We start from the raw sequence: 25,780 nt of genomic DNA on the forward strand, positions 1-25,780 counted from the left end.
TATTTTTTTCAAAGAAAAAATTTTGGGCAGGTTTATTACTTGCCCAATTTCTTTTGTTCTATGCATTTTCAAAATCAGGAATGATGATTACTTTTTTTGAATGGTTTTTTGAAATCCAGAAGGCGGCCCATCAAAAAATGTTTTCATGGATTCCTTTTGCTTTCGGAGACCTCCTGTATGTGGGGTTAGTCATTGTACTTTTTTATCTTATCATCAGATGTTTTAAAAGTAAGACCCGAAACAGTGCTTTATTACGGCTTTTTGTCCTGGTTAATGTTATCTATTTTATATACCAGATCTTTTGGGGAATACTGTATTTCCAGACCCCGATTATTAAAAAGTTGCCAACCCAGAGACAGCCGACAGTAGTACATGCAAAAATACTGGCTTTAAGATATCTTGAAAAATGCAGGGAAACAAGAAAACTTGTCCATGAAGATCAGAATAGGATTTTTATCATCACCGATCTGAAAGCCATTCAGGAAGAGATTCTTTTGCAACAAACCAAACTTCCTAACAACATTTCGAATAAAAAGTGTCCTGGGATCAATTCATTTAAGCCAAGCCTGTTCAGGAACATGATGAGCTTTACAGGAATACTCGGATACTATAACCCTTTTACCGCAGAGTCTCAGTTCAATTCCCAATTGCCCAATACATTGATCCCCTTTACCTCTGCTCATGAAAGTTCACATCAGCTCGGTTTTGCCAGAGAGCAGGAAGCTAATTTTATAGGTTACATGATAGGGATTCATTCCACCAATGACGAACTTCGCTACAGCACCGAATATTTCACTTTAAAAAGTCTGCTGAATTTTATTTTTGATAAAGATCCTGAATTTGTAAAGGACGTCATGGAAAATTATTCTCCCGGGATGCAAAGAGACAGGGCGTATGAAAAGTCATTTATGATGCAACATCAGGGATGGCTGGATGATTTTTTCGGATTTACCAATAATCTTTTCTTACAAAGCAACCAACAGGAAGGTTCGGTGACGTATTCGTATTTTATTGACCTTCTCCTGAATTATGAAAAACAATAAAATAAAAGAATCGTATCAGTGATACGATTCTAAAACACAAATGATGAAAAAAAATTTATTACCCTGATTTGTTCCCTCATTCAAGGCTCTGTAAAAATACGATATATTTTAGTAAAACAAAATCATTTCATCCGTTTTTTAAAAATTTAAGAAAATTTTAAGATTTCAAAATCCCCACTCAGATAGATGCAATTTTACTACTGATTATTAACAAGTTAAACCATCAGTAAAAGACCATTAACTCTACTATTGAATCATAAAGAGCCACAAACTAATCATTTGTTTGATAGATAAAAAAGTACAGATGATCATCTCCAATATGTAGGAATCAGTTACATTAAGTAAAATATAAAAAGACTGCTGTTTTTTCATTCAATTCATTACAGGAAGTTTCAAAAAAATCATAAATCACTTAAAATAGAAAAAACTATTTGTTTTTCTCAAACATCTGCGTATTTTAGTTGAAAAATTAATATGCTTTTGGATAAACTCATCAACTATCTCAAACTAGACAAACAGGAGTTTCTATTTCAGTTCAATTCACATCCGAATTACCCTTCAGCCTTAGCGTTCAGTGATACCCTAAATTTTATGGGCGTAAGAAATGATGCATATGAACTGGATAAAGAATATTGGGATGAACTTCCGGAAGAATTCATAGCGATCGTTGACAATTCTTTCTCTTTGGTAAAAAAATCCGGCAACCAATATTCAGTTTATTCAGATAAAGCAAAAACGCTGGACAAAACGGAACTGCATCAAAAATCTACGGATTTTGTTCTTTTATTTGAAAAGGAAAAAACAGAAAGCCATTCAGCAACTAATTATAAACCGTTTATATATGCCGTTTTCGCGATAACTTTGATCTACTCGCTGTTAAATCTGGTTTGGTATGAAGCTGTTTTCAATCTGCTTTCATTAGCAGGAGTTTATATTTCATTAGAAATTTTCAATCAGAAATTCGGAAATACATCGGCCGTTATCGGAAGTATTTGTGGTGATACGGCTGGCAGCCAAAGTGTGAATTCATGTAATAAGATTATTACTCAGGACAAAACAAGCATTCTCGGATTAAAATTTTCAGATTTCTCTTTAATTTATTTTATCGGGCTCACCGTTCTTGGCTTATTTCTGCCCGCAACATCTTTTATTATTAAAGGGTTTACATTGGCTTCAGTAATTGCAATCGGTTACTCAATATATATTCAGGGTATTGTGGAAAAAACCTTTTGCCGTGTATGCCTTTTAATTATTACAGTTCTGGCAGCTCAGTTATTCATCGGAATATTTCTTTTTGACAATCTGTATTTTGATATGAAAATCGCTTTGTTAAGCCTTATTTTATGGATTGCTGCTTTTTCTTTAATTCTATATGTCAACAATACGCTTGAACAAAAAGAAAATTTACAGAAATCAAATGCAAAAAATTTGAGATTTAAAAGAAATTATGATCTTTTCAAAAGAGAACTTCTGGAAAATGAAAAAATAACGTTCACTGATACAGAAACTTTTTTTGTTGGAAATAAAGAGGCAAAACTTCATCTTTCCATTGTTTCAAACCCCTATTGCGGCTTTTGTAAAGATGCTCATAAAATTATGGAAAACCTTCTGGAAAGATATCCCAACGATATTTCTGTGCAGATGAGGCTCAACTATTCTCCGGATCCTAATAACGAAAAATCGACCAATCTGTTCTCTGATTTTATGCATACCTATAAGAATAAATCTGCCAAAGAATTCTTAGACCTGGTAGAATATTGGTTTGAAACCCGTGATGAAGAGAAAACGAGAAAAAAAGCAGGGATGATATCAGGAAGTGAAGATCTTACTCCGTTAATCAATATTTCTGCAGAGAACAGGAATGCAGGTCTTAATTTCACACCGATTATTTTGGTTAACGGATATCAGTTCCCTGACAAGTATGAACGTGAAGATATTTATTATTTTATCGATGAGCTGACGGAAGATGAGGAAATTTAATAAAAATAATTTTCGTAATATAATATTCACTAAATTAGGAAAAAATTAAGCGGAATCCGAAAAGCTATATAGAGTAGGAAAATAAAAACAACTTATTACTATGAAAAATCTAAAAAAGATTTCAAGAACAAATCTAAAATCTGTAAAAGGGGGAATTACAGAAGAATGTGCAAGAGCTCAAGCAACGATGACTTGTTTTTCAACTTTAAGTGCTTGCCAGGCGGGTATTGAAATTGATGATCTCTGTCTAAAAGTGTGTAACAAATATTGTCGTTAAATAAAATACGAAGGTAGAATTTAAATCTATAAAAGGAGGAATTTCCATTGAATATGTATCAGCTAAAGCTTTTTTTAAACAATATTAGCTTGTCAATCTGATACGAACTCAACAGATTCTAATTTCAGATTTTTGTATTGCCAACGTTTTTGTAACAAGTATTGTTATTAACATATTTTAGAATAAATCATAAAATTAAACTATGAAAAATTTAAAAAAGATTTCAAGAGAGGGCTTAAAATCAGTAAAAGGAGGCACCAAGGAAGGATGTCCTGGACCTAAATCACCATATTACCGTCCGTATGCATCACAGGAACAATGTGAAATTGCAACAGGAAAAACTTGTTATTATTCAGAGGACAGCTATTGCTTTCCTGCAGGATGGAATGCTGATTTACTATAATTTCTTAATTTGATAAAATCTATTATTGTTTTGATAATTATAACAAAATTTATAGTTTTATAAAAATTAAATGTCGTCAAAATATTGACGACATTCTAATAAAATATCAAAATATTTCTTATCTATCGGAACGCTTTAATATCAAATGATTTCAAAACAATTTCCTTTCTACCGCCAGCCCGATTCCAAAGACTGCGGCCCTACCTGCCTTCGTATTGTAAGTAAACATTACGGTAAAAGCATCTCCTTACAACAAATCCGGAACCTTTCAGAAACAACCCGGGAAGGAAGCAGCCTGCTCGGCTTAAGTGATGCTGCAGAAGATCTGGGATTCCGCTCATTGGGCGTTCAGATCAACTTTGAGTCCCTTGCTGAAGAAGTTCCGCTTCCGTGCATTGTGCACTGGAATAAAAACCACTTTGTGGTGGTTTATAAAATCGATAAAAACAATAAAATATATGTCTCAGATCCGGGCTATGGCCTGATCACGTATTCCCGTGAAGAATTCATTAAGCTTTGGATCGGTGAGAACGCAAATGAAAAAACAGAAGAAGGGATTGTACTTATTTTAGAGACCACTCCTGCTTTTTTCCAGTCTGAATTTGATGATCAGGAAAGCAAGGCCAGCTTCAGTTTCCTTTCAAAATACCTGCTGAAGTATAAATCACTTGTTATTCAGCTTGCCGTAGGACTGTTAGCGGGAAGTTTACTATCCCTTATACTTCCGTTTCTTACGCAAAGTATTGTCGATGTCGGGATTCAGAATCAGGATCTGAATTTTATTTACCTGGTCCTGTTAGCTCAGATCATGCTTTTCCTTGGCAGAATGGGTATCGAAGTAATCCGGAGCTGGATTTTACTGCACCTTTCCGCAAGAATCAATATTTCTATCATTTCCGATTTCTTTATTAAATTGATGAAACTTCCCATCAGTTTTTTTGATACGCGCATGACCGGAGATATTATGCAGCGGATCAATGACCATCACAGGATCGAGCAACTGCTGACCAGTTCTTCGCTGAATACTCTATTTTCATTAGTGAATCTCGTTATTTTCAGCATTGTCCTTTTATTATATGATTACAGGCTGTTTGTGGTCTATCTGGTGGGCGCTGTTGCCTATATCGGATGGATCAGTTTTTTCCTTGGCAGAAGAAAGGAACTTGATTACAAAAGGTTCTCACAGGTTTCACAGGAACAGAGTAAAGTGATCGAACTTATTAACGGCATGCAGGAGATCAAAATGCACAATGCCGAAAAGCAGAAACGATGGGATTGGGAATTTCTACAGGTTAAACTATTTAAAATCAGGATTAAATCACTTTCACTGGAGCAGTGGCAATCTGTAGGAGGAAATTTCATCAATCAAATGAAAGATATCCTGGTGAGCTTCCTGTCTGCAAAACTTGTTCTCAGCGGGAATTTAACGTTGGGGATGATGCTTTCCGTTCAGTACATCATCGGCCAGCTGAACAGTCCTTTGCTGCAGCTGATTGATTTTATCAAACAGACCCAGGACGCCAAGATTTCCCTTGAGCGATTAGGCGAAATCCATGATAAAGAAGATGAGGAAAATAAAGATGAACAATATTCGCACGACCTCCCTCAAAAAGATATTGAAGTAGAAAACCTTTCTTTCAGATATATCGGTTCCGATGCATTTGTTTTCGAAAATCTTACCCTGACTATTCCTTATCAAAAAACGACAGCTATTGTGGGAAGCAGCGGGAGCGGGAAAACAACACTTTTAAAATTGCTGATGAAGTTTTATGAGCCTACCCAGGGAGATATTAAGCTTGGCAATACAAAACTTAAAAATATTTCACCGAGATTCTGGAGGGATCATTGCGGTGTAGTGATGCAGGAAGGATATGTGTTTAATGACACGATAGCCAATAATATTGCGATAGGCGAAGATTATGTGGATAAAAATAAACTCAGAAGAGCTGTAGAGATTGCCAATATTAAAGAATTTATTGAAGAATTGCCTTTAAGTTACAATACGAAAATCGGAAACGAAGGTCTGGGCGTAAGCGGCGGCCAGAAGCAAAGATTATTTATTGCCAGAGCGGTTTATAAATCCCCGGAATACATTTTCTTCGATGAGGCTACTTCCGCTTTAGATGCCAACAATGAAAAAGTCATTATGGAAAACCTTGAACAGTTTTTCAAAGGTAAAACCGCTATTGTCATCGCCCACCGGCTTTCTACGGTAAAACATGCCGATAAAATTATTGTTCTTGATAAAGGTAACGTCGTAGAAGAAGGCAGCCATACAGAACTGGTAGCGTTGAGGGGCGAATATTACAGACTGGTAAAAAACCAACTAGAATTAGGAAACTAATTAATATTTCATTAAATTTAAATAACCAACTCAAAATCTTATAGTTATGAGAAATTTAAAAAAAATTGAAAGAAAGAACTTAAAAAATGTGTATGGCGCAGGCCCGGTTCCTGTAGTCCCATGCAATTGTTTCTGCTTCATCAATGACGTTAAGCAGTGGAGTCCCTGCAACCGATACTGCCCCGGCGGAGTAATCCCGGGAGTAGAGACCGGTAATGATCCCAAATGTAATTATACATTACCATCGTAACGATTATTTTTTAGAACCTGCTCAATAATCTTCACCATTGAAGATTATTGAGTTTTTAAGTATATGGAAAAAGACATTTTAGACAATATAGAACTTCGCTCAGAAAGCGTTCAGGATATCCTTACCCAACCGCCTCACTGGATGATCCGCTGGGGAAATACCATTATTCTTTTAATCCTTGTTCTCATTATGATGATGAGTTATGTGATCAAATATCCGGAATTCATTCCCGCACCTATTGTGGTAACATCTGAAAACCCGCCGGAAAAACTGGAAGCAAGAACCAATTCTAAAATTGAAAAAATATTCATCAAAAATCACCAGGAAGTTAAAAAAAATGATGTTTTGATGGTGATGCAGTCTACAGGAAATTACAAGGATATTCTGGAATTAAAAAAAATAATTGATTCAATAAATCCCAACCGATTATCCTCTTTCCCTGTAAATGAGACCACCCATTTCAAATTAGGTGAATTGCAGGGCGACTACAACAGCTTTGCAAAGGCGTTTCAGGACGAAGCCTTATTTACCAGGCTTCAGCCTTATGCCCCGGAAAATCTTGCGGCCAATCAGAGTCTGTCGGAATATAGGGTCAGAATTGCCACTTTAAAGCAGCAAAAGAACCTTGAACAGGCAAAATATGATCTAACCAGAAAAAGCTACCAGCGTTCTCAGGAATTATATAATCAGGGCGTTATTGCGGCACTGGAACTGGAAAATGAAAAAATAAAATATATTCAGGCTCAGCAGAATCTGGAAAATATTGCCCTTTCCCTTTCTCAGATTGAAGAAGGAATCTCCAATCTTAATAAGACCAAAAGCGGAACTGCTATTAATACGGAAAAAGATAAGATCAATTATTCATCCCAGACCTTGCAGCTGTTTGAGCAGCTGAGAAAATCTTTAAAGCAATGGGAGCAGAATTACCTCGTGATTTCCAATACGGATGGCGTGGCAAGTTTTCAGCAGTTTTTCGGTGAAAACCAGTTTGTAAAAGCCGGGGATGCCATTTTATCCATTCTTCCTAAAAGCAGGGACAAGATTGTAGGCAGAATGTCTGTTCCCGCCACAAATTCCGGTAAGATCGTAGCGGGAGAAAAGGTGTTGATCAAGCTGGATAATTACCGCTACCAGGAATATGGTATTGTAGAGGGGAAAGTTCAGAACATCTCGCTTTCTCCCGATAAAGACGGTAATTATTATGTAGACGTAATTCTCCCCAAAGGCTTGAAAACCTCTTACAACAAAAATCTGACTTTTGACAAAGAGTTAAGAGGGAATGCGGAAATTGTCACACAGGACTTAAGACTTATTGAAAGATTCTTCTACCAGATGAGGAAACTTCTGGGATATCAAAGCTGATTCTTTAATAAAAAGCATCACATAGTATATAGGCTGTCTCAAACGAGATGGCCTTTTTACAGCTCATTATTAATGATTAGTACTATTAATAATGAATCAATATGTTATATTTCAGATATAATTTGCATATAATTTCATATAAATATTGAGAATTTGATAAATTGTTAAAGAAAAATTTACTTGGTTTCATATTAACCTTAATACAATATAAAAACCTCTGTAATGTCAAACTGAAGAAGATATGATTTGCTATTATACCTTTAGTAAAAAAGGCTGTAAGAAATCTTACAACCTTTTTTGTAGCGAAGACGGGAATTGAACCCGTGACCTCAGGGTTATGAATCCTGCGCTCTAACCAACTGAGCTACCTCGCCGTTTTGGTGGTGCAAATATAGAAAATATTTACAAATCACCAAAATTATTTTAGCTTAAAATATTCCAAAACATCACCCACATGCTCTGGCTTGCTGATTATCTTATTGTTAGCATCCAAAATAAAATAGGTTGGAGTGGCATGAACATTATAGGTCTCTGCATAAGTACTGTTCCAACCTCTCAGTTCAGAATCATTTACCCAGGGAAAAGCACTGATCTTTTTGGAATAAGAATCTTTATCCATATCCAGAGACAGCCCTACTACCTGGATATTCTTAGCTTTTAAATCATTATATTTTGCCAATAACTGAGGCAGTTCAGTTTCACAGTGCGAACAGGTAGACGACCAGAATACGATAACCTTTTTGTCCGCTTTAATCGCATGAATTGTTTTAGCGGTAGTGTTCACAGGCGACTGGAATTTATAATCAGGAAAAACAGCGCCCATTTCCACGTTGGCATTAGATTTTAAGGTGGTAGCCAATCTGTCGGTAATGGTACATTTTAAATTCTTGGCGAGACCCAGATATTTATCCTTAAATTCCTGCATATCGTAGACATCAAAAATATCAATCAGCTCAGAAAGTACCGTCTGTCCCCGTGGGGTTTCAACTTTCAACCGGTCCAACAGCTTATCTACAGAAGCGGATACGTTGGTATTTCCTCCGGTATTAAGATATGATACTAAAATAGGTCTCAGCAGAGATGATGTTTCAAGCATGTCATTAGACTTGTCTATAAAGTTAATGATTTCCTCCTGATTTACCTTTTTAGAGGCATCTGCAGAAAGGTATTTGCTGTAATTGGTATTGTAATAATAGATGAACGGATGCTGAGCCTGATCGATTCCCTGTGAGCCGCCTGACAGCCTGTCGATCTCAGTCTTCAGCGCTTTTCCGAATTCCGTGTTGTCTTTATAATATTCTTTGATCTGGGAAAGAGCCGGAAGAATGAGTTCTTTTTTCTGGGACCCTTCCTGAAGTCCGTTCATAAGGTTATTAGACTCATCCAGATAAATAATGTTTTTAATTTTATTGGCCTGTGTTTCAAGTTTAACGTTTACATTTTTATTTTCTGAAATAAAATTGAATGTATTATTGGAACCGGGAAAATAGACTTTCATCATCCCCATATAATTTTTCGGGTATTTAAAAGTCCAGGTATTCCCTTTACTCTGCTCTTTCGAGAAAATAATATCTTTGGAACCGTTTAAAGTATATAGAATAGCATCTGGGTCTTTGAAATCAGCAGGAGCCTGAATAGTAACTGTAAACTGAGCCTGCAATGAAAATACAGCTAAGAAAGCTGATAATGTAAAAATCTTTTTCATAGCGTAAAAATAAAAAAACTCCCCGACTAATCAGAGAGTTTGTTATTATTTTAATAAAATTTTATATTTTCTGGCTTTAGGCTTTGCCTTGGTAAAAATACAATCAAAGCAAAAGGGATATTATAAAATCAAAATATTTTATTTGCTGACAAAAATATTTTCTTCAGTTAATACGATCTCTTTCTCTTCTCCAATCGAAAACATATAGTCTTCAAGAACCTTTTCCGTAGTTCCTCTTAAACCTCTTGCGCCTAAGCCTTTTTCAAGAGTTTCCTCTACAATTTTTTCAATGGCCCCGTCTGTGAAAACAAGATGGGTTCCGTCCATTTTGAAAAGTTCGATAAACTGGTTCACGATTGAGTTTTTAGGCTCAGTCATGATCCTTATCATCGTCTCTTTGGTAAGTTTATCCAGATAAGTAATGATCGGAAATCTTCCTAAAAGTTCAGGGATTAAACCGAACGACCTCAAATCTATTGCATTCAGATTGGTTAATATATATTCATCCTCACCGGTTTTATTAATTTTTTCCGAACTGAAGCCGATAGCCTGCTTGTTCATCCTTCTTTCGATAATTTCCTTGATCCCGTCAAAAGCTCCTCCGGCAATAAACAGAATATTCTGTGTATTGACCTGGATATATTTCTGATCCGGATGTTTTCTCCCTCCCTGAGGTGGAACATTCACAATACTGCCTTCAAGTAATTTCAACAATCCCTGCTGGACACCTTCCCCGGAAACGTCTCTAGTGATACTCGGGTTATCAGATTTTCTTGCAATTTTATCAATCTCATCGATAAATACAATTCCTCTTTCCGCTTTTTCAACATCATAATCCGCTACCATAAGCAGTCTGGACAGGATACTTTCCACATCTTCTCCCACATATCCGGCTTCCGTTAAAATAGTAGCATCAACGATACAGAACGGAACGTTCAGTTCTCTGGCGATAGTCTTGGCCAGCAAGGTTTTACCCGTACCGGTCTCGCCGATCATGATGATATTGGATTTTTCCAGCTCCACTTCCCGGTTTTCATCCTTCGCATGAAGCAGTCTCTTGTAATGATTGTATACCGCTATCGATAGCTGTTTCTTTGCCTGATCCTGTCCTATGACATACTGATCCAGAAATACCTTGATCTCTTTAGGCTTTTTAAGTTCTTCCATATTTTCTGCCGGAGCATACCCGGATTCTGAGCCACTGTCTTTTACAATAGCATGAGCCTGCTCAATACAGTTTTCACAAATGAAACCGTTTTGGCCGGAAATCAGCATCTGAACTTCATTTCTCTTTCTTCCACAGAAAGAACACTGGTTTGAATTCATTTTTTATATATGATATATAAGATATAGATTAAAGAAACTCGTAAAGGTTGGTTTACGAGCTTCGGTATTTTTTAGGAATTAATAATTGAGTCCTGAATTTCTTTATATTCTTCATCTGTTAATTTCAGCCTCTCATTTCTGAAATTCATCTCTTCTATTGTATTGAGAGGAATTAAATGGATATGGGCATGGGGAACTTCCAATCCTACCACTGCCACCCCTACCCTTACACAGGGAATCGCATTTTTGATCTTTTTGGCCACTTCCTGAGCAAATCCCCAGAGGTTTTTGTACTCTTCAGTTTCAAGATCGAAAATCAGATCGGTTTCTTTTTTGGGAACTACCAAGGTATGTCCTTTTACCAAAGGCATCGCATCTAAAAAAGCAATAAAGTTTTCATCTTCGGCAATTTTATAAGAAGGGATCTCGCCATTAATGATCTTAGTGAATAGGGTGCTCATTTTTCAGAAATTAATTTAAGATAGAATCAGGTTTAAATATCTAATGGTTAATGATTACAGACTGATGTCCAGTACTTCAAAAGACAGTTTGTTTCCGTTGGGTAATGTAATATCAGCCGTTTCCCCGATCACTTTGCCCAAAAGCCCTTTGGCAATCGGCGTACTCACAGAAATTTTCCCTGCTTTAAGATCACTTTCGTTATCAGGAACCAATGTAAATACCTGTTCCTGATTGGTGGCATTATTTTTAAGCCTTACTGTTGTAAGGATGGAAACCTTTGAAGTATCTAATTGACTTTCGTCTATAACTTTAGAAGAGGAAATGACATCTTTCAGCTTGGAAATTCTCATTTCAAGCATGCCCTGAGCCTCTTTTGCCGCATCATACTCTGCATTTTCAGATAAATCCCCCTTGTCTCTGGCTTCTGCAATCTGCATGGTAATTTTCGGTCTTTCTACAGTTTCCAACTGTTCCAGCTCAGCTTTCATTTTCTCTAACCCCTCCTTTGTAACATAGCTTGCCATAATTTTCAAAATTTAGTTTTAGTATAAAAAAATAATCCGACATTTGCCGGACAATGTTTTCGTGTTGTAATTGTTTACTTTATACAAATATATAAAAATTTAAATTGAAATGAAAAAAACTTTTTCAATCTTAACCATAATCACATTATTGATTTTCAGTAATTTAACTATACAATCCTGCGGAAGCCGTGAAGACACCGTAAGTTGTTTCCCTAACAACCCGATCAACGTTACATTGAATCTTAATCTGCCCGCTTATTACGCCTTAAACCAGGTAGGAGGATGGGTCTATATCAACGAGCAGCAATCAGGAACCCAGGGCCTGATCATTGTAAGATCGTCGGATACTACCTTTAAAGTATATGACAGAAATGCACCGCACATATGCCCGGACAATAATACGACCCTCGAAGTCCAGGACAATATCAGAGTGGTCTGCCCGAAAGACAATGCCCAGTGGATTTTACTGACGGGACAACCGACCGCCGTCGCCAACGTGCCCCCGAAAACCTATCTTTACAATTATGATCCTGCGGGGAAAATTTTAAATATCTATTATTAAAAATGAAAATCGTCATTCAAAGAGTTTCAGAATCCAGTGTAAAAGTGGACGGCAAAACAGCAGGCGAAATCGGTAAAGGCCTGATGCTCCTGATCGGGATTGATGAAAATGATGAAAAAACAGATGCAGACTGGCTCATTCAGAAGATTTTAAACCTGAGGATTTTCGGGGATGAAGAAGGCAAGCTCAATCTTTCCGTACAGGACATCAAAGGGGAAATCCTCTGCATCAGCCAGTTCACACTGATTGCCGATTATAAAAAAGGCAACCGTCCATCTTTCATTAAAGCAGCCAGACCTGAAAAAGCCATTCCCCTCTTCGAGTATTTTAAAGAAGAAATCGCAAAATCCGGACTGAAAACGGAAAGCGGGATTTTCGGAGCCGATATGAAAGTATTATTAATTAACGACGGCCCGGTAACGGTTGTCATGGATTCTATGACCAAAGCTTAAATTTACAAAACAGATTATATTTAATAAACATGAAAAAGACATTCATTAGTTTAGTTCTGCTGACCGCATTCAATTTTTCTTTTGCGCAAAAAACGTATACGGATGACCAGAAAGCATCCTATTACATCGGGCTGGATATTGCCCAGAATATGAAAAAACAGGGATTCCCAGTAGATCCGGACCTTTTGGCCCAGGCGATGAAAGATGAGTTCTCCGACAAGCCGAAATTATTCCCGAAAGAGGAAATGGGAACTTTCTTACAGGGTTTCATGCAGAAGCAGAATGAAAAAAGACAGGCCCAGGAAAAAGCAAAGGCAGACGAAAACAAAAAAGCAGGCGCTGAATTTCTTGCCAAAAACAAACAGAACAAAAAAATAGTCACCACTGCAAGCGGACTGCAGTATGAAGTATTGAAAGAAGGCGACAAAAAAGCCAGACCTGCCGCTTCAAGTACAGCTACCGTGACTTACACCGGAAAACTGATGGACGGTACCGTTTTCGATTCTACGGATAAAAAAGACGGAAAACCTATTGAGCTTAACCTTTCCAGTGTTATAAAGGGCTGGACCGAAGGCATACAGCTGATGAGCAGAGGAGCGAAATACCGGTTTTACATTCCTTCCGACCTTGCTTATGGTGATAACGGAGCGGGCAATGTAATTCCTCCGGGATCAACGCTTATTTTTGATATTGAACTGGTAGATTTTAAATAATAATCATTTTACTATCTGACAAAAACGTCTTTCAAAATTTTGAAAGACGTTTTTTAAATAAATAAATTTTTATAAAAAAATTAATTCGCAGGAATACTGCTGAAATTAAGGGCAATTCTAAGGTTCATGTCTGAACTGGTCTGGTTTTTAAGTTCATATACGGTTCTTACCGTAAGTCCCGTACTTTTCACCACCGTATCCAGAAAACCTGAGTTTTCAATATCAAGACTCAAACTTGAAGCATCCGTAGAAATATTTGATCTTGAAGCAACCAGTCTTTCTCCGGTTCCGTTTGATGAGATATATACTTTAATCGATTTAAAAGCATTCAGACTTCCGCCTGAAGGAGATACTACCGAAACTTTTGCCTCTGAAATCCTGACATCTTTAATTTGTGCATTATTATTACCGCCAAACCATGTCTGAACGTTGGAAGCCGTAGAAGATGATGAAACCTCGTTATTGGCAGGAACTCCGGTAGAAACTAAAACATTGGCCGTATAGGGAAATGTATTCTGAACCAGCGACTGTACGGTTCCACAGCTTACCAAAGCCGCTGAAGCCACTGCCGCTGACAAAAACATATTTTTCATAATGATAAATTTTAAAGTTGTATTTGCAGAAATTATACCAAACGACAAAAAATTATTCAATGCTTACGGTAAAACTCCCTTTGGTATTTCCTGAAGCCATATTGCTTTTCCCGATCATCAGCCAGACTTCTCCTTTCTCTTTTACTTCATAGGTGATCTCTCTGCCGAAAGGGCCATCGTAATCACCGTTCGGCAGCCTGATCTGGTTAAACCTGATATTAAAATCCTTTTCTTTCGTCGATATTTCAGCCTTGATTCCAGGCTTATTAAACCCGGTTACTTTAAGCACGAATTCCTGGCCGTCTTTGGTAAATTCCTCACCCAAGGTCACAGGAAGCTGCTCTGCATCTATTGTCCTGGTAATTTTTCCTTCCTTTACTTCCCGCATCACGCCTGTCTTCAACACTTCTTTGGTTTTCGGAGCATTATTGATTACGGAATCCCTCATCCTCAATGCAGCAGAATCTTTTTTTTCCGAAGAGACAGGCTGCTCTGTCACCATCGATGAATCCATTCCGGAAGAAGTTTCGGAAACAACCGGATCTTTTTTACAGGAAACCATAACCAACGGAATGAGCAATAAGGATTTTTTCATCATAATTCTTTTGTATAATAGTTTAAACATCTCGTTCACCACCCGCATAAGGTAAAAAAATCTGATTATCAACCAATGCAACTTTTCGGTCTACTCTATTTTAAATTTAAACAGATTGATATTAAAGCCATCTGACTTTTGAGTATACAGAAAAGCCAAAACTGTTCCATCTTCAGGATTTTAAACTTAAAAAAATATTAGAATCAGCTTCAGTGGATGTAATTTTTTATTTTAAAAACTTTTATTTTCAGTTATGAGGTTTACCGTACAGTCTGATAATAAAGGGCCTTGGAAAGAAATTTCTTGTTTTTCCGTGGCTTCACCTTATTCAGAATTTCGGCTTTTAATTTTAAATTGCCTTTCTCTTCGGCATACTTCAGGAGCTGCTTTTCATTAAACCTGATTTCGTTCATATGATAATTTAAAGCAAAGTCTTTACGCTTCATATTTTCAGCAGTAATAATGCCGCCCCAGTTGATATAGCTGCAGATCAGAACCGTACCGTATACATACCAGGTCATGGTGTTGAAAAGAAAAGCATTCTTCTTTTGCATCTGGATTTTGATGAGTGTCATGATTAAACCTACCAATGACAACATGAGAAATACGTAAACCCCTAACCGTTTGTAGGTAAACCCATAGTTGATAATATATTCCGAATTTTTCACCATGGCAGAAATGATCAGTACAGCGTTCAGCAGGATCCATATTTTAGCTAAGATTTTCATCAGTCCCGCTTTCGGATCAAAATTAAAACCGGATTTGAAGTAAAACATAATTACCAAAACGGCCATTATAATGGATAGGATCACTGCGTTTACCCTTTCATGGGTTTCTTCCGAAAGACGGCCGGGGGTTTTTGGCGTTTCATAAAACTGTTCATAGTTATAGGTGATGATGAAAAAGATCAGCATGATATTTAAAGTGAAGAAAGAAACCACTCCGCTCATTCTTTCAGCATCCAGATCAAGAAATGAATAAGTCGGCTTCTGAATCTGATCTCTTACTTTGAAATCATTATCCAGAACAGGATTGTTTTTATAGATTAATTTTTCCACGGCATAATTCCAGTAATTAAAGGCGATAAAAAAACCTAAAATGATCATCGCAACAAGCTGCCAGAAATTAATGTCAAATTCTACATTAGCAAAAAGATTGGCAAAATGATCGCTCCCCGCAGAATAAATTCCAAAGAAAGCCGAAATTAAAAACAACGGAATGAGCACAAATGCCAGCGTTTTCTGCCATAGCCCAGGGACATTTCTTTTAGGCAGCCATTCATCAAAGCTGAAGAATCTGCAGAGAGATGTAAATGCATTCACAATAATAACCGGAATCAGTAAAAGGATTTTCATCCGCCTGTTTTTTGACCGGTATCCTAACAATAAAAGGGAACTTACCTCCGCCAGGAATGAGGCCAAATCTCCATACCAGGCAAATGCTATACTTGAAAGTACGCTTGTCAGGAAAAGGAAAATAAAGGTCATGGTTCTATTTCTTACGGGCGTTCTAATAAAAGTAAGAAGGGCATAGATGATCCCGATAATCCCGAGATTCAGGCCTGTATTCTGATCGTAAAATACAATAACAAACAGAGCGGTGGTAAGAAATATATAGTGATGTGTTTTCATAGTATGGAATTTTAAAATTGTAATATTAATATAGAGCCTGGGTTTCTTTTTGACGGATAAAATCTTTCAGGTGGTCAAAATTCTGCCACAAAAGACCTTCAAAATCCCAATGATGGAAAGCCTTCATATTTTGTCCTTTACGGAAAGCTTTTAAATACGTTTTGAAATACTCAGGAAAAACCATGGTCCCCAAAGCCAGAACTCCTAAAAGATAAGCGCTTCGCTTCCCGTTTCCGAAAAGCAGATACTGCATGGCAATTTCATCCTGAATATTGGTTCCGAAATCTGTGATCAGATGATACACATCATGGTTTTCCATCTTGGCAATCATTCGGAAACCATGGTTGTGATAAAATTCACCCAAGGTTCTCCCAAGAGAATCTTCATTGAAACTCAACAGCTGTTTTTCATTGAACTGCCATTGCCTTTTTTTCTTTTTAAAATATTTCCTGTACTGCTTCTGTGAACTTTCGTACATAAAGATGATAAAGCGGACGCGTAGTGTTTTCATAATTTAAAGATTTTATAGTATTCAGGTCTGTAAAGTGACTGCCATCAGGATGGGGAAGTTTTAAGTTTTGTTTCGTGTTTAAAAATTCAGAAGAGATGTTCCTATAAAAAAATAGAGAACTGATACCGGAATATTTATACAGATAATTAATGATGCTCTCATGCAGGTTTTGAGTTGATCTGTATTGATCAGGCCGTAAATCACTAAACACAAGATCACTGATAAATTTATTATAGCCCCGAAGATTAAAAGAAGATAGCCTCCGATTGCGAACTGATCATTTTTGGAAACTATATATCCGAAAAGGCATATATTTCCTAAGATCAATGAAAGCCAAAAGAAAAACTTTCCAACTGATATGATTTTTTTATTATCCATTATTTTAAGTTTAAGCCTGAGTTAAAGTAAAAACTGTAATTTCCGGGCGCACCATAAACCTCACCTGAAAAGAATGCCCTAAGGCCCGGTTGATATAGAGCATTCTTCCGTCTTCCAAATCAATTTCCCCAGAAATGTATTTTTTGTTTTCGACAGGAAGAACGGGCGTGATCACTCCGGGAATCCGGCATTGTCCGCCGTGCGTATGACCACTCAAGATCCAGCCCTGATAACCGTTCCAGACCTTTTTATCGCAGACATCGGGATTATGGCAAAGCACCAGATTTGCTTTTCCGGGATCATAATCTTTCATCACCTTCATCGGATCAAAATTGGGAGACCATAAATCATCAAAGCCGATGATATTTAAGCCGTGAGATTCTTCCTGTTCATTCATCAGCATGGTCACGCCACTGTTTTGAAGGATGCGGCAAACCTGTTCTGAAGAGCCCAGGTTTTTCCAGCCTTCTCCGTAATCATGATTGCCGAGGATCCCAAAAGTCCCCATTTTTCCATAGACTGCTTTTTCCATCACTTTTAAAAGGTGTTTTTGATCTTCTGAAGTTCCGTGATTGACGTAATCTCCCGTATATACCACAAAATCCGGATCGAATTTTTTCGCTTTCTGGAAAGATTCAATCAGAAAATTCCAGTCGAAACGGTTTCCTACATGCAAATCTGAAATCTGCATCAGTATCTTTCCTTCCAATGCTGCCGGCAAATTTTTTATCGGAAGCTTCCTCTCTACAAACTCTACCCAAAAAGGCTCGATCTGCCAGGAATACAGAAAGGGCAAAGCTCCAGCTGCTGAAAGCTGCAGAAGTTTCTTGAGAAAATGTTTTCTGGTCATCATTTCAGAATTAATGACAAACTAATTTCCAGCGAAAGGAGTTCCGAAGATTCCGACCGCCAATTCTGTCCAGATAAGCATCAGCAGGAGAACAATTGCCACACCCATAAGAATTTTCCAGGTTTTGTTCTGTACTGTTCTCTGTATCAAATCAACAAGAAAAGCGGTTCCGAATAAAAGTATACCTCCGATTATAAAATCGTTTACCGACCAATTAAATTCCCCAGAAAAAATATTTCCCAGCAGCGGAATGCATAATAAAACTGCAGGCAGCGTGTAAATGAGCGTTGTTGTTTGTTTTTGAGTAGTCATTTTTTTTGATTTTAATTTTATAAAGTACTTTGTATTTCAAAGTTAATTAGCAAAAAAATATAGAGTTATCTTGCTATTAATTTTTCCAAGGCATCTAGATGCTCGGTAAAGGCAGTCCGTCCAGATTGCGTCACCCGGTAAGAAGTCTTTGGCTTTTTGCCTACGAATTCTTTTTTCACTTCAATATAATGGGCCTTTTCCAGAGCATTGCTGTGGCTGGCCATATTCCCGTCAGTAATTTCCAGCAGGCTTTTCATCTCTGAAAAATCAACCCAGTCGTTGACCATAAGGACAGACATAATGCCCAGTCTTACACGGCTTTCGAATTCTTTGTTGAGTTGATTTATATTGATCATAATCAGAGTGTGGTTTACAGGATGTTTAACAGCTCTTTCCAGCCTGCAATTTATAATTTATTTATATTTTTTGTGCATAATCAGGCCGTATACAATATGCAGAATGCCAAAACCAATGGTCCAGAAAAGCAGCCCCCAGCCTAAAAAGAACAAGGAAACCAATCCTAAAACAATCTGGCAGTAGCCTAAATATTTTATATCAGTCAGTGTATACCTTTCCGCATTTACCAGAGCCAGGCCGTAAAAGACCAGCGTTGCAGGAGCAACAAATACAAACAGGTGATGAAAAAGAAGGGCTAAGCAAAATATACCCCCGGCCAGTAAGGGAACAGCAAAAGTAATCAAAAGGCGCTTTGTTGTGGCATCCCATATTTTAAGCCCTTTTCTTCTGCTTTTATTAGCGGTAAAAATATATCCGCTGAGCACAGCAGCTAATAAAATCAAAGTCCCTACCAGTACAAGTTCTTTTACAAGGGACAGCCCGAAAATGTTTCTTTCTCCGTCAAAATAGTCAATTCCTTCTCTTTTAAAAACGAAGTATACATATACGGCACCAATAACAGCAGCCAGCCCTGCAACCACTCCGGATAAACCGCTCAGAGAAATAAACCGGGAAGACCGTTCCATCATAGAACGGATATGCAATAAGTCTTCGTGATAGTTTTTCGAATCCATATAAAGAACTTTGAAATACAAAGTTATAATTAAATTTGAAATCTCAAAATGTTTTTTGATGTTTTCACCATATTTTTAATTCTGACTGTTTAATTAATTATCTTTAGAATAAATCTGTTACTCACAATATATGAAAAGATTTTTTAAAGTTGTCCTGGTATTGTTCGGGGTTCTTTTCGGGATTATAGCTGTAATCATCATTGCATGGAACGTTTCAAGTTGTCAAAGAAGAAAAAAAGCAAATGAAGATTTTATTACCTTTTCGGAAAAATGCGATTCTGTTCCTTCCATAACCGAGCAGCCTGAAATCGGGTTTTCAGATTTCAGCAGTAAAGAAATAAGCATCCTCAGATTTCAGATTTTACGGAATAATAAACTGATCGGAGATTCAGTTATCAAAACAAATTTCAAAGAGAATTCCTTGATGCAAGTGAAGATCCCGTACAGAGAATTCCTGAAAACCGACACCATTGTAGTTATTACCGCCCGCAACAACCTTAAATATTACATCTCAGGCTATCATCATGTAGCAAGCCTCCATTATGGGATGATGGGTTATGTAGGCAGCCACGACTGTTCATTATCCGAAAGCTGTACCATTAATAAAAGCGAAACCAATGGGGTTATTTCAAAGACGGAAGCATGGCTGGAATCAGAAAAAGAAAACAGAATAAAAATCATCAGTCCTCAAAGCGAAGAGTATGAAGAAATCTCAAAGCGTTCGAAAATAAATAAGGACATGGCAAGCCATATATTTCAGAATAACAGGAAAAATGAACACCTGATGTCTGAAATCATGTGTGGAATTGAAATCCGGCGGGAAGGAACATTCTATATTTTTAAGGAGGAAATGGAAGATTCAAGGAAAAAAGATATCATTAAAATCAATGCTGAAACGGGAAGCTGTAAAAGATATACCGATTATCCTTTCCATTAAAAAAACCGCTGAGTGAGTTCATCAACGGTTTTTACAATTTTTTCAGAAGAAATATTATTATTTTGCTCTCAGCCTTTCTTTGATAGAGGCTATATTTTTCTTTGCAGAATCTTCCAGGATCAGGCTTGCGCTCATATGAATCCTTGCCGGCATCAGCTCATTAAAATGTTCCGTACCTTCCCATGAAACTTTTTTAATTAAAGCCAGAGCTTCACTGCTCCTTGAAGCCAAAGTCTCTAAAAATTTATCCAGCTTTGCATCCATCTCTGCAATATTTTCAGAAACCGAATGATAAATATTATGCTGTTCTGCCCAGGCTGCCGATCTGAAATCTGCATCAATAGCCATCGCTGAAAACTGGGATTTCCCAATTTTTCTTTCTACATATGGCCCGATTACAAAAGGCCCGATTCCAAGGTTGATTTCCGTTAAAGCCAATGCTGAATCTTTTGTTGCAAAACAGTAATCGGCACCACTGGCAATTCCTACGCCTCCACCGGTGGTTTTCCCCTGAATTCTTACGATCACAATTTTACCGCAGTTCCTCATGGCATTCAGAACTTTTGCAAAACCGCCGAAAAACCGGGTTGATTTTTCCAATTCTTCAATTTCCAGAAGTTCATCAAAGCTTGCCCCGGCACAGAACGCTTTTTCACCTTCACTTTTTATGAGAATTGCTTTTACCTCATCTTTTGCGCCTTCATCCATAATAGTCTGTGACAGCTTTTCAAGAATGGCTCCGGGAAGCGAATTGCTTTTGGGAGTTCCGAATGTGATTTCGGCAATATGATTTCTAAGTTCTGATGTTACGAATCCGTTCATTTTAGTATAATTGATTATTGCAAAAATAGTAAATAGAATGTGCCCGTACAGAATAACTTTAAAAATTAAGGAATTTATCTCATTATGTAAATCAGCTGGCTAATCATCAGTCATCTTTCCTGTAAATCTATCAGATCTTCTAATTACAAGTAATGAAAAAAGTGAAAAATCCGGAAATATGACAAGCAGGAAACTCAAACCAGACAAAATTTGGCGTATTTTATAGCAAACACATGAAAGATCAAACACAAACATAAAGGAAAATTTATCATAAAATCGCAATAATATCCTATTATATATTTTAAATTAAATACATAATTACCAATCAAGTGAAAATAATTTAAAATTAATATGGTAAATAAACACCATATCGTGATTTATTATTACATTTACAGCCTATCCGTAGAAATACGTAATCCTGAATTTGGTATTTTCTACGCTATTGCAGAACATCCGGTTATTGTTACTTTGTCATATCAATAGGACACAGATAAGATTAAGGCGGCATCCGAAAAGCCAATGACAGAGTAGGAATATTAAAACTGAAAAAACTATTAATTATGGACGAGTATTTAGGTATTATCAAATTATTTGCAGGAGACTTTGCACCCAGAGGATTTATGTATTGTGACGGATCTTTATTAAGTATTGCACAAAACACAGCACTTTTTTCTCTTTTGGGAACGACTTATGGTGGAGACGGACAAACAACGTTTGCTTTACCTAACCTGAAAGGACGTTTTCCTTTAGGAGCAGGCAATGTAAATGCCAATGAATATTATCCTTTAGGCGTACAGGCAGGAACTGCACAAAATACACTTGGCGTTCAAAATTTACCAAGCTTCAGCAGTCAGCTGAAAATTGCAAATGCAAATGCGAATTCTTCTGCACCCTCCGCTTCTTCTTCAATAGCTATTACAGGAACTCCCAACGGCAGAGAATTCAGTCCGCTTCCAAGCTTTGTAGACGGTGATCCTGATACAATGATTAACGCAAAAGCTGTTTCATTTACAAGCCAGAATACCCCGTTTAACAATATGCCTCCTTATTTAGGATTGAACTACATTATTTGTGTGGAAGGAATTTACCCTTCAAGACCGTAACAATAAACACTAACAAAAAAACTTATTAATATTATGGACGAATATCTTGGATTTATCAAAATGTTTGCAGGCAATTTTGCACCGAAAGGTTTCATGTTCTGCAACGGAGCTTTATTAAGCATTGCAAATAATTCAGCACTTTACTCGATTTTAGGAAATATATACGGTGGAGACGGTCGAACCACTTTCGCCTTACCTAATCTAAACGGCAGAATGCCGGTAGGAGCAAGTACAGGACAATATAATCTTGGTGAAGCTGCAGGAAGTACACAAACCACAATCCTGTCTCAAAACCTTCCGAGCTTTGTGAGCCAGCTGAAAGTGGCGAATGTAAACGGAGCCTCTGCTACACCGTCAGCCACCTCATCCATAGCGATTACGGGAATCCCGAACGGAAGAGAATTCAGTCCGCTACCAAGCTTTGTAGACGGTGATCCGGATACTGCAATCAATGCAAAGTCAGTTTCGTTTGCAGGTCAAAATCTACCGGTAGATAATATGCCTCCGTATTTAGGGATGAATTATATCATCTGTGTACAGGGGTTATATCCATCCAGGCCTTAAATCATAAAACAACCTAAAAATAAAATTATGAAGAGTACAACTATTTTCTTATTCTGCAGCATGCTACTATCTACTTTAGGATTTGCGCAGACCAGTACTGAACAGTTTGAAACAGAATCTGTAGGCAGTAGCAGTTTCACAGATAATGGGGTAATTTTTAATATTATCTCCCATCAGGCAACGTTTGACATGTATGTTTTAGCTAACGCAGGATGGAACGGAACAGCCGCTGACAACAGGTTTATAGACAACACCGGAACCGCTACTGCAGCCAATACCAATCCCTCTTTCAGTATTAAAACAACATCCAACCTGTTTAAAGTTAACAGGTTCTGGGTATTCGTTACCAATCAGTTTTTTAATCAAAATGCTGTAGGAACGCTTACCGTGACAGGAAAATTATCTGGTGTAACAAAATTTACCCAAACTAAAACTACAGGTTTCGTTACAAGTTTAGGTGCTACGAACGGATATACATTAATTGACCTTACCAATCTTAACGGTCAGAACTATTCTAACCTTGTTCTTGATGAGATTATGATCACAATAGGAGGTAACTACCGTTATTTAGGATTGGATGCATTTACCTGGGTAAAAGATACCGGTATTGTATTATCTGCGAATGACGTGAAAACTTCTAAAAAAGAACCGAGTATTTATCCTAATCCTACGAGTGGTCCACTTACCATTAATGCTGTTGAAAATACAAAGTTTGAAGTATATAGTCAGTCTGGACAGTTGCTTAAAACCATTGAGGCAAAAAAAGGAGTCAATGCAGCAGATATTTCAGAACTTCCTAAAGGAGTTTATATGGTTAAATCTCCTTCAGAATCTTACAAGATTATTAAAAAGTAAGATCCCGGCTTTTTTGATACCGTAAGAGATCAGAAAGATTCTAATACATAAATGAATAATAAATCCCCTGAATTATTTTTCAGGGGATTTGTTTTTCAGTGCTAAAATATACTTGTCAATATATATTACTTTTTCTTTTGATTTGTACTGTTGAATATAGCGCGGATGCTCCAGTACAGTCATGGCATCAAAAAGACAGGCCTCCTCATTCAACCGTGTAAGGAATTCAGCATTTTTCTTGCCAAGAATAAATACTTCTGAAGTATCCAGGTTAAGGCTGATATGCTTTTTCAGTGAAGCGATCATAAAATCTTTTACTTCATTAAACAATCCTTTATCATCATAGTAATTGGCATTGATCCAGCTGCCTTTTGACTTCCTTACAATAGCTAAGGGAAAAGGGGAATTGATGTAGATATCATTGTAGAATTCTTCCGGCCCTCCGTATGCTGAAATAACGTCATACATGAAAACAGAGGAAATTTCGTGGGTTCTGGCAGATTTCATCGGAATTCCGCAGACACTTTCCAGACGTTTGGTATCCGTAAAAGGAACGCCGGTAACCCCGGCTCCGTGGCGGCTCGGATTAATCCCGATCATGAATTTTCTCCGGTTGAAGTCATTGTAATATTTGTGATAAAACTTTTGCATGACTTCCATTGTTTCAGGATTGTCCAGATACGGATTCAGTACCAAAAAATCTTCTGGTAATTGTCCGTCATAATCCAGATTTTCATTGAATTCTATGACTTTGTCAGCAAAAGTTTTATTCATGTCTAGTCTCTGGGAAAAATAAAATTTTCCGGCTGGTTATTACCATCTTCTTCGTTTTCATCCTCCTCATCTTCATCGCTTAAAACCAGTTCAACATCAATAAACTGAATATATAATCCGCAGACTTTTTCATTCGCATCATAGGCAAAGTAGACAGGATATACTCCATCTCCGAAACCGCTTGCAAACATCGGAATCTGATATTGGGTATTTGGTACAGTCCAGTTGATCCAGTCTCCTGCCTCTCTCTGGTTATCCGGATTTTCTTTATAACTCTGTTCAAACAGTTCTGCAAAGTAATTGTCGTAAATATTATCAACATTCAGTTGAGACAAGAACTGATCCACATGCGGAAGAACTTCCGGGTCAGCAATACATGCCAAGCCGGCATCCACTCCAAAACCGAAATAATCATCTTCTTCTATTCCTTCCAGGTCCTCCTCACCCGTCAGAGCTTCCCGGTAAACAACAGGCTTTTCTTTGGTAAATTCCACTTTTACCACAGCATAGCGGTCCCCCCATTCTTCTGATTTTACCACCGCAACGGTTACAGGAAAATTTCCTTTCGGAGTGGTCTCAAAATAAGGCTCTTCACCGGAATTCAGAGATACTAACGGATCTCTTACCAATACCTTACCGGAAGGAAGGGAAACATTTCCTATTTCCATGGTTTCCATCGTCTGCCCGGAAATTTTATCCGAAATAAAATAGGATTCTAAATCCGTAGAACAGAATAAAATATCTTTCACTTCTTCCCATTTCTGCATCCAGTTTTCATTCATTTTTCTAATATTTTAAATTTGGTTGAATTAAGAATTAAAAATACAGTTTATTTACTCTTCATCAAACTCTTCTTCATCTTTTAACCCTTTAATAAACGTTTCAAAATCTTTTGCCAGAAAAATCTTCTTATAATCACCTTCCTGATCCACATGTACCACTTCCGGTTCCCCGTCTTTTCCGCATTTCGAATAATCTAGCAGGATCATATCATGGCCGGCAGAGGGACAGTCTGCGATATAAACACCGTCTGCAGGATATCCCCATTCTTCCATCATAAACCGGCTCCCGAGTTCTCCGCAAACAGAATAAGTTTTCTCGCGTCCTATTCCCATAATTCCGGTGATCGCTATATGGTTGTCTGCCCAGGAATTGTCTTCTGTTGTTGGGAAGCAGCTTTTTTCTACCAATCCTCCGTTCTGGATTCTCATTAATTCGATATAGGAGGCAGGGAGCTTGTAACCTAATTCATTTTCAATCGAAGCTATCATTTCATCGTTGGGGAATCCTTCGATATAATCTTTTTCCGAATAACGGTTTTCACTCCAGAAATCTGTAAAGTCAAAGTCTTTGAAAAATTGCAATTCCATACTATTCTGTTTTATTAAAAAAGGAAGCCTTGTAAAAAGCTTCCTCAAATA

General features: G+C 37.3%; 30 protein-coding genes and 1 tRNA gene. 14 read left to right on the forward strand and 17 right to left on the reverse strand.

Annotated features, from left to right (window positions below; genetic code table 11):
- The first annotated feature begins 80 nt into the window (after positions 1 to 80).
- The 7 genes from H561_RS0111020 to H561_RS0111040 all read left to right on the forward strand — a co-directional run bounded on the left by H561_RS0111020 (position 81) and on the right by H561_RS0111040 (position 7,659).
- Positions 81 to 1,043, forward strand: a complete 963-nt coding sequence (locus tag H561_RS0111020; protein WP_081411659.1) for a DUF3810 domain-containing protein — start codon at positions 81 to 83, stop codon at positions 1,041 to 1,043.
- A 474-nt stretch (positions 1,044 to 1,517) separates the two neighbouring features.
- Entirely contained in the window at positions 1,518 to 3,023 is a 1,506-nt protein-coding gene (locus H561_RS0111025; RefSeq protein WP_027387060.1) for a thioredoxin domain-containing protein, read from the forward strand.
- A 100-nt stretch (positions 3,024 to 3,123) separates the two neighbouring features.
- On the forward strand, positions 3,124 to 3,300 hold the full coding sequence (locus H561_RS23950) for a bacteriocin-like protein (RefSeq protein WP_155845782.1): 177 nt from the start codon (positions 3,124 to 3,126) through the stop codon (positions 3,298 to 3,300).
- A 202-nt stretch (positions 3,301 to 3,502) separates the two neighbouring features.
- Entirely contained in the window at positions 3,503 to 3,703 is a 201-nt protein-coding gene (locus tag H561_RS0111030; protein WP_027387061.1) for a bacteriocin-like protein, read from the forward strand.
- A 145-nt stretch (positions 3,704 to 3,848) separates the two neighbouring features.
- Positions 3,849 to 6,047, forward strand: coding sequence for a peptidase domain-containing ABC transporter (locus tag H561_RS0111035; protein WP_034762020.1), 2,199 nt, complete (start codon positions 3,849 to 3,851; stop codon positions 6,045 to 6,047).
- A 46-nt stretch (positions 6,048 to 6,093) separates the two neighbouring features.
- Positions 6,094 to 6,297, forward strand: coding sequence for a bacteriocin-like protein (locus tag H561_RS23955; RefSeq protein WP_155845783.1), 204 nt, complete (start codon positions 6,094 to 6,096; stop codon positions 6,295 to 6,297).
- Positions 6,298 to 6,360: 63 nt separating this feature from the next.
- The gene (locus H561_RS0111040) at positions 6,361 to 7,659 is read left to right on the forward strand and encodes an HlyD family secretion protein (RefSeq protein WP_027387063.1); all 1,299 of its coding nucleotides are present in this window, start codon (positions 6,361 to 6,363) and stop codon (positions 7,657 to 7,659) included.
- Between the two features lie 300 nt (positions 7,660 to 7,959).
- On the opposite strand, the gene H561_RS0111045 is transcribed toward H561_RS0111040, so the two are convergent.
- The 5 genes from H561_RS0111045 to greA form a co-directional block, all read right to left on the reverse strand.
- A tRNA-Met gene (locus H561_RS0111045) sits at positions 7,960 to 8,033 on the reverse strand.
- Positions 8,034 to 8,077: 44 nt separating this feature from the next.
- On the reverse strand, positions 8,078 to 9,364 hold the full coding sequence (locus tag H561_RS0111050) for a peroxiredoxin family protein (RefSeq protein WP_027387064.1): 1,287 nt from the start codon (positions 9,362 to 9,364) through the stop codon (positions 8,078 to 8,080).
- Positions 9,365 to 9,502: 138 nt separating this feature from the next.
- Positions 9,503 to 10,690, reverse strand: a complete 1,188-nt coding sequence (gene clpX / locus H561_RS0111055) for an ATP-dependent Clp protease ATP-binding subunit ClpX (RefSeq protein ID WP_027387065.1) — start codon at positions 10,688 to 10,690, stop codon at positions 9,503 to 9,505.
- 71 nt (positions 10,691 to 10,761) lie between these two features.
- Entirely contained in the window at positions 10,762 to 11,151 is a 390-nt protein-coding gene (locus tag H561_RS0111060; RefSeq protein ID WP_027387066.1) for an HIT family protein, read from the reverse strand.
- Between the two features lie 54 nt (positions 11,152 to 11,205).
- The gene (gene greA / locus H561_RS0111065) at positions 11,206 to 11,676 is read right to left on the reverse strand and encodes a transcription elongation factor GreA (protein ID WP_027387067.1); all 471 of its coding nucleotides are present in this window, start codon (positions 11,674 to 11,676) and stop codon (positions 11,206 to 11,208) included.
- Positions 11,677 to 11,785: 109 nt separating this feature from the next.
- Here greA and H561_RS0111070 point away from each other — a divergent pair, with 109 nt between their 5' ends.
- From H561_RS0111070 to H561_RS22370, 3 genes are read left to right on the forward strand one after another with little or no spacing between them, the layout of a single operon-like run.
- A complete protein-coding gene (locus tag H561_RS0111070; RefSeq protein WP_027387068.1) occupies positions 11,786 to 12,238 on the forward strand; it encodes a hypothetical protein in 453 nt (150 codons plus the stop codon).
- Between the two features lie 2 nt (positions 12,239 to 12,240).
- The gene (gene dtd / locus H561_RS0111075) at positions 12,241 to 12,690 is read left to right on the forward strand and encodes a D-aminoacyl-tRNA deacylase (RefSeq protein WP_027387069.1); all 450 of its coding nucleotides are present in this window, start codon (positions 12,241 to 12,243) and stop codon (positions 12,688 to 12,690) included.
- A 29-nt stretch (positions 12,691 to 12,719) separates the two neighbouring features.
- Positions 12,720 to 13,403, forward strand: a complete 684-nt coding sequence (locus H561_RS22370) for an FKBP-type peptidyl-prolyl cis-trans isomerase (RefSeq protein WP_051349358.1) — start codon at positions 12,720 to 12,722, stop codon at positions 13,401 to 13,403.
- An 80-nt stretch (positions 13,404 to 13,483) separates the two neighbouring features.
- On the opposite strand, the gene H561_RS0111085 is transcribed toward H561_RS22370, so the two are convergent.
- The 8 genes from H561_RS0111085 to H561_RS0111125 form a co-directional block, all read right to left on the reverse strand.
- Positions 13,484 to 13,996 (reverse strand): hypothetical protein, encoded by a 513-nt coding sequence (locus H561_RS0111085; RefSeq protein WP_027387070.1) that lies wholly within the window; start codon positions 13,994 to 13,996, stop codon positions 13,484 to 13,486.
- A 52-nt stretch (positions 13,997 to 14,048) separates the two neighbouring features.
- Positions 14,049 to 14,594, reverse strand: coding sequence for a hypothetical protein (locus H561_RS0111090; protein ID WP_228372259.1), 546 nt, complete (start codon positions 14,592 to 14,594; stop codon positions 14,049 to 14,051).
- Between the two features lie 257 nt (positions 14,595 to 14,851).
- Complete coding sequence (locus H561_RS0111095; RefSeq protein WP_027387072.1) at positions 14,852 to 16,222, reverse strand: DUF4153 domain-containing protein; 1,371 nt, start codon at positions 16,220 to 16,222, stop codon at positions 14,852 to 14,854.
- A 25-nt stretch (positions 16,223 to 16,247) separates the two neighbouring features.
- Positions 16,248 to 16,733, reverse strand: coding sequence for a Coq4 family protein (locus tag H561_RS0111100; protein WP_027387073.1), 486 nt, complete (start codon positions 16,731 to 16,733; stop codon positions 16,248 to 16,250).
- Between the two features lie 388 nt (positions 16,734 to 17,121).
- On the reverse strand, positions 17,122 to 17,961 hold the full coding sequence (locus tag H561_RS0111110; RefSeq protein WP_027387075.1) for a metallophosphoesterase: 840 nt from the start codon (positions 17,959 to 17,961) through the stop codon (positions 17,122 to 17,124).
- Between the two features lie 21 nt (positions 17,962 to 17,982).
- Positions 17,983 to 18,273 carry a hypothetical protein gene (locus tag H561_RS0111115; protein WP_027387076.1) on the reverse strand — a complete coding sequence of 97 codons (291 nt, stop codon included), beginning with the start codon at positions 18,271 to 18,273 and terminating at the stop codon, positions 17,983 to 17,985.
- A 65-nt stretch (positions 18,274 to 18,338) separates the two neighbouring features.
- Positions 18,339 to 18,629 carry a winged helix-turn-helix domain-containing protein gene (locus tag H561_RS0111120; protein ID WP_027387077.1) on the reverse strand — a complete coding sequence of 97 codons (291 nt, stop codon included), beginning with the start codon at positions 18,627 to 18,629 and terminating at the stop codon, positions 18,339 to 18,341.
- A 57-nt stretch (positions 18,630 to 18,686) separates the two neighbouring features.
- Complete coding sequence (locus H561_RS0111125) at positions 18,687 to 19,304, reverse strand: hypothetical protein (RefSeq protein WP_027387078.1); 618 nt, start codon at positions 19,302 to 19,304, stop codon at positions 18,687 to 18,689.
- Positions 19,305 to 19,434: 130 nt separating this feature from the next.
- On the opposite strand from H561_RS0111125, the gene H561_RS0111130 reads away from it, so the two are divergent.
- A complete protein-coding gene (locus tag H561_RS0111130; RefSeq protein WP_027387079.1) occupies positions 19,435 to 20,241 on the forward strand; it encodes a hypothetical protein in 807 nt (268 codons plus the stop codon).
- 57 nt (positions 20,242 to 20,298) lie between these two features.
- Here H561_RS0111130 and H561_RS0111135 read toward each other — a convergent pair whose 3' ends face one another.
- Complete coding sequence (locus H561_RS0111135) at positions 20,299 to 21,063, reverse strand: enoyl-CoA hydratase/isomerase family protein (RefSeq protein WP_027387080.1); 765 nt, start codon at positions 21,061 to 21,063, stop codon at positions 20,299 to 20,301.
- A gap of 560 nt (positions 21,064 to 21,623) precedes the next feature.
- On the opposite strand from H561_RS0111135, the gene H561_RS0111140 reads away from it, so the two are divergent.
- Genes H561_RS0111140 through H561_RS23305 form a run of 3 tightly spaced genes read left to right on the forward strand, consistent with a single transcriptional unit; the run spans position 21,624 to position 23,585 of the window.
- Positions 21,624 to 22,166, forward strand: coding sequence for a phage tail protein (locus H561_RS0111140; protein ID WP_027387081.1), 543 nt, complete (start codon positions 21,624 to 21,626; stop codon positions 22,164 to 22,166).
- Positions 22,167 to 22,199: 33 nt separating this feature from the next.
- Complete coding sequence (locus H561_RS0111145; RefSeq protein WP_027387082.1) at positions 22,200 to 22,730, forward strand: phage tail protein; 531 nt, start codon at positions 22,200 to 22,202, stop codon at positions 22,728 to 22,730.
- A gap of 27 nt (positions 22,731 to 22,757) precedes the next feature.
- Positions 22,758 to 23,585, forward strand: a complete 828-nt coding sequence (locus H561_RS23305) for a T9SS type A sorting domain-containing protein (protein WP_027387083.1) — start codon at positions 22,758 to 22,760, stop codon at positions 23,583 to 23,585.
- A gap of 72 nt (positions 23,586 to 23,657) precedes the next feature.
- Here H561_RS23305 and H561_RS0111155 read toward each other — a convergent pair whose 3' ends face one another.
- Genes H561_RS0111155 through H561_RS0111165 form a run of 3 tightly spaced genes read right to left on the reverse strand, consistent with a single transcriptional unit; the run spans position 23,658 to position 25,729 of the window.
- Entirely contained in the window at positions 23,658 to 24,359 is a 702-nt protein-coding gene (locus tag H561_RS0111155; protein WP_027387084.1) for an SMUG2 DNA glycosylase family protein, read from the reverse strand.
- Positions 24,360 to 24,361: 2 nt separating this feature from the next.
- Positions 24,362 to 25,141 carry a DUF4241 domain-containing protein gene (locus tag H561_RS22380; protein WP_051349359.1) on the reverse strand — a complete coding sequence of 260 codons (780 nt, stop codon included), beginning with the start codon at positions 25,139 to 25,141 and terminating at the stop codon, positions 24,362 to 24,364.
- A 51-nt stretch (positions 25,142 to 25,192) separates the two neighbouring features.
- Positions 25,193 to 25,729 carry an SMI1/KNR4 family protein gene (locus H561_RS0111165; RefSeq protein WP_027387085.1) on the reverse strand — a complete coding sequence of 179 codons (537 nt, stop codon included), beginning with the start codon at positions 25,727 to 25,729 and terminating at the stop codon, positions 25,193 to 25,195.
- Positions 25,730 to 25,780 lie beyond the last annotated feature (51 nt).

The organism is Chryseobacterium gregarium DSM 19109, assembly GCF_000430845.1.
GTDB lineage: Bacteria > Bacteroidota > Bacteroidia > Flavobacteriales > Weeksellaceae > Chryseobacterium > Chryseobacterium gregarium.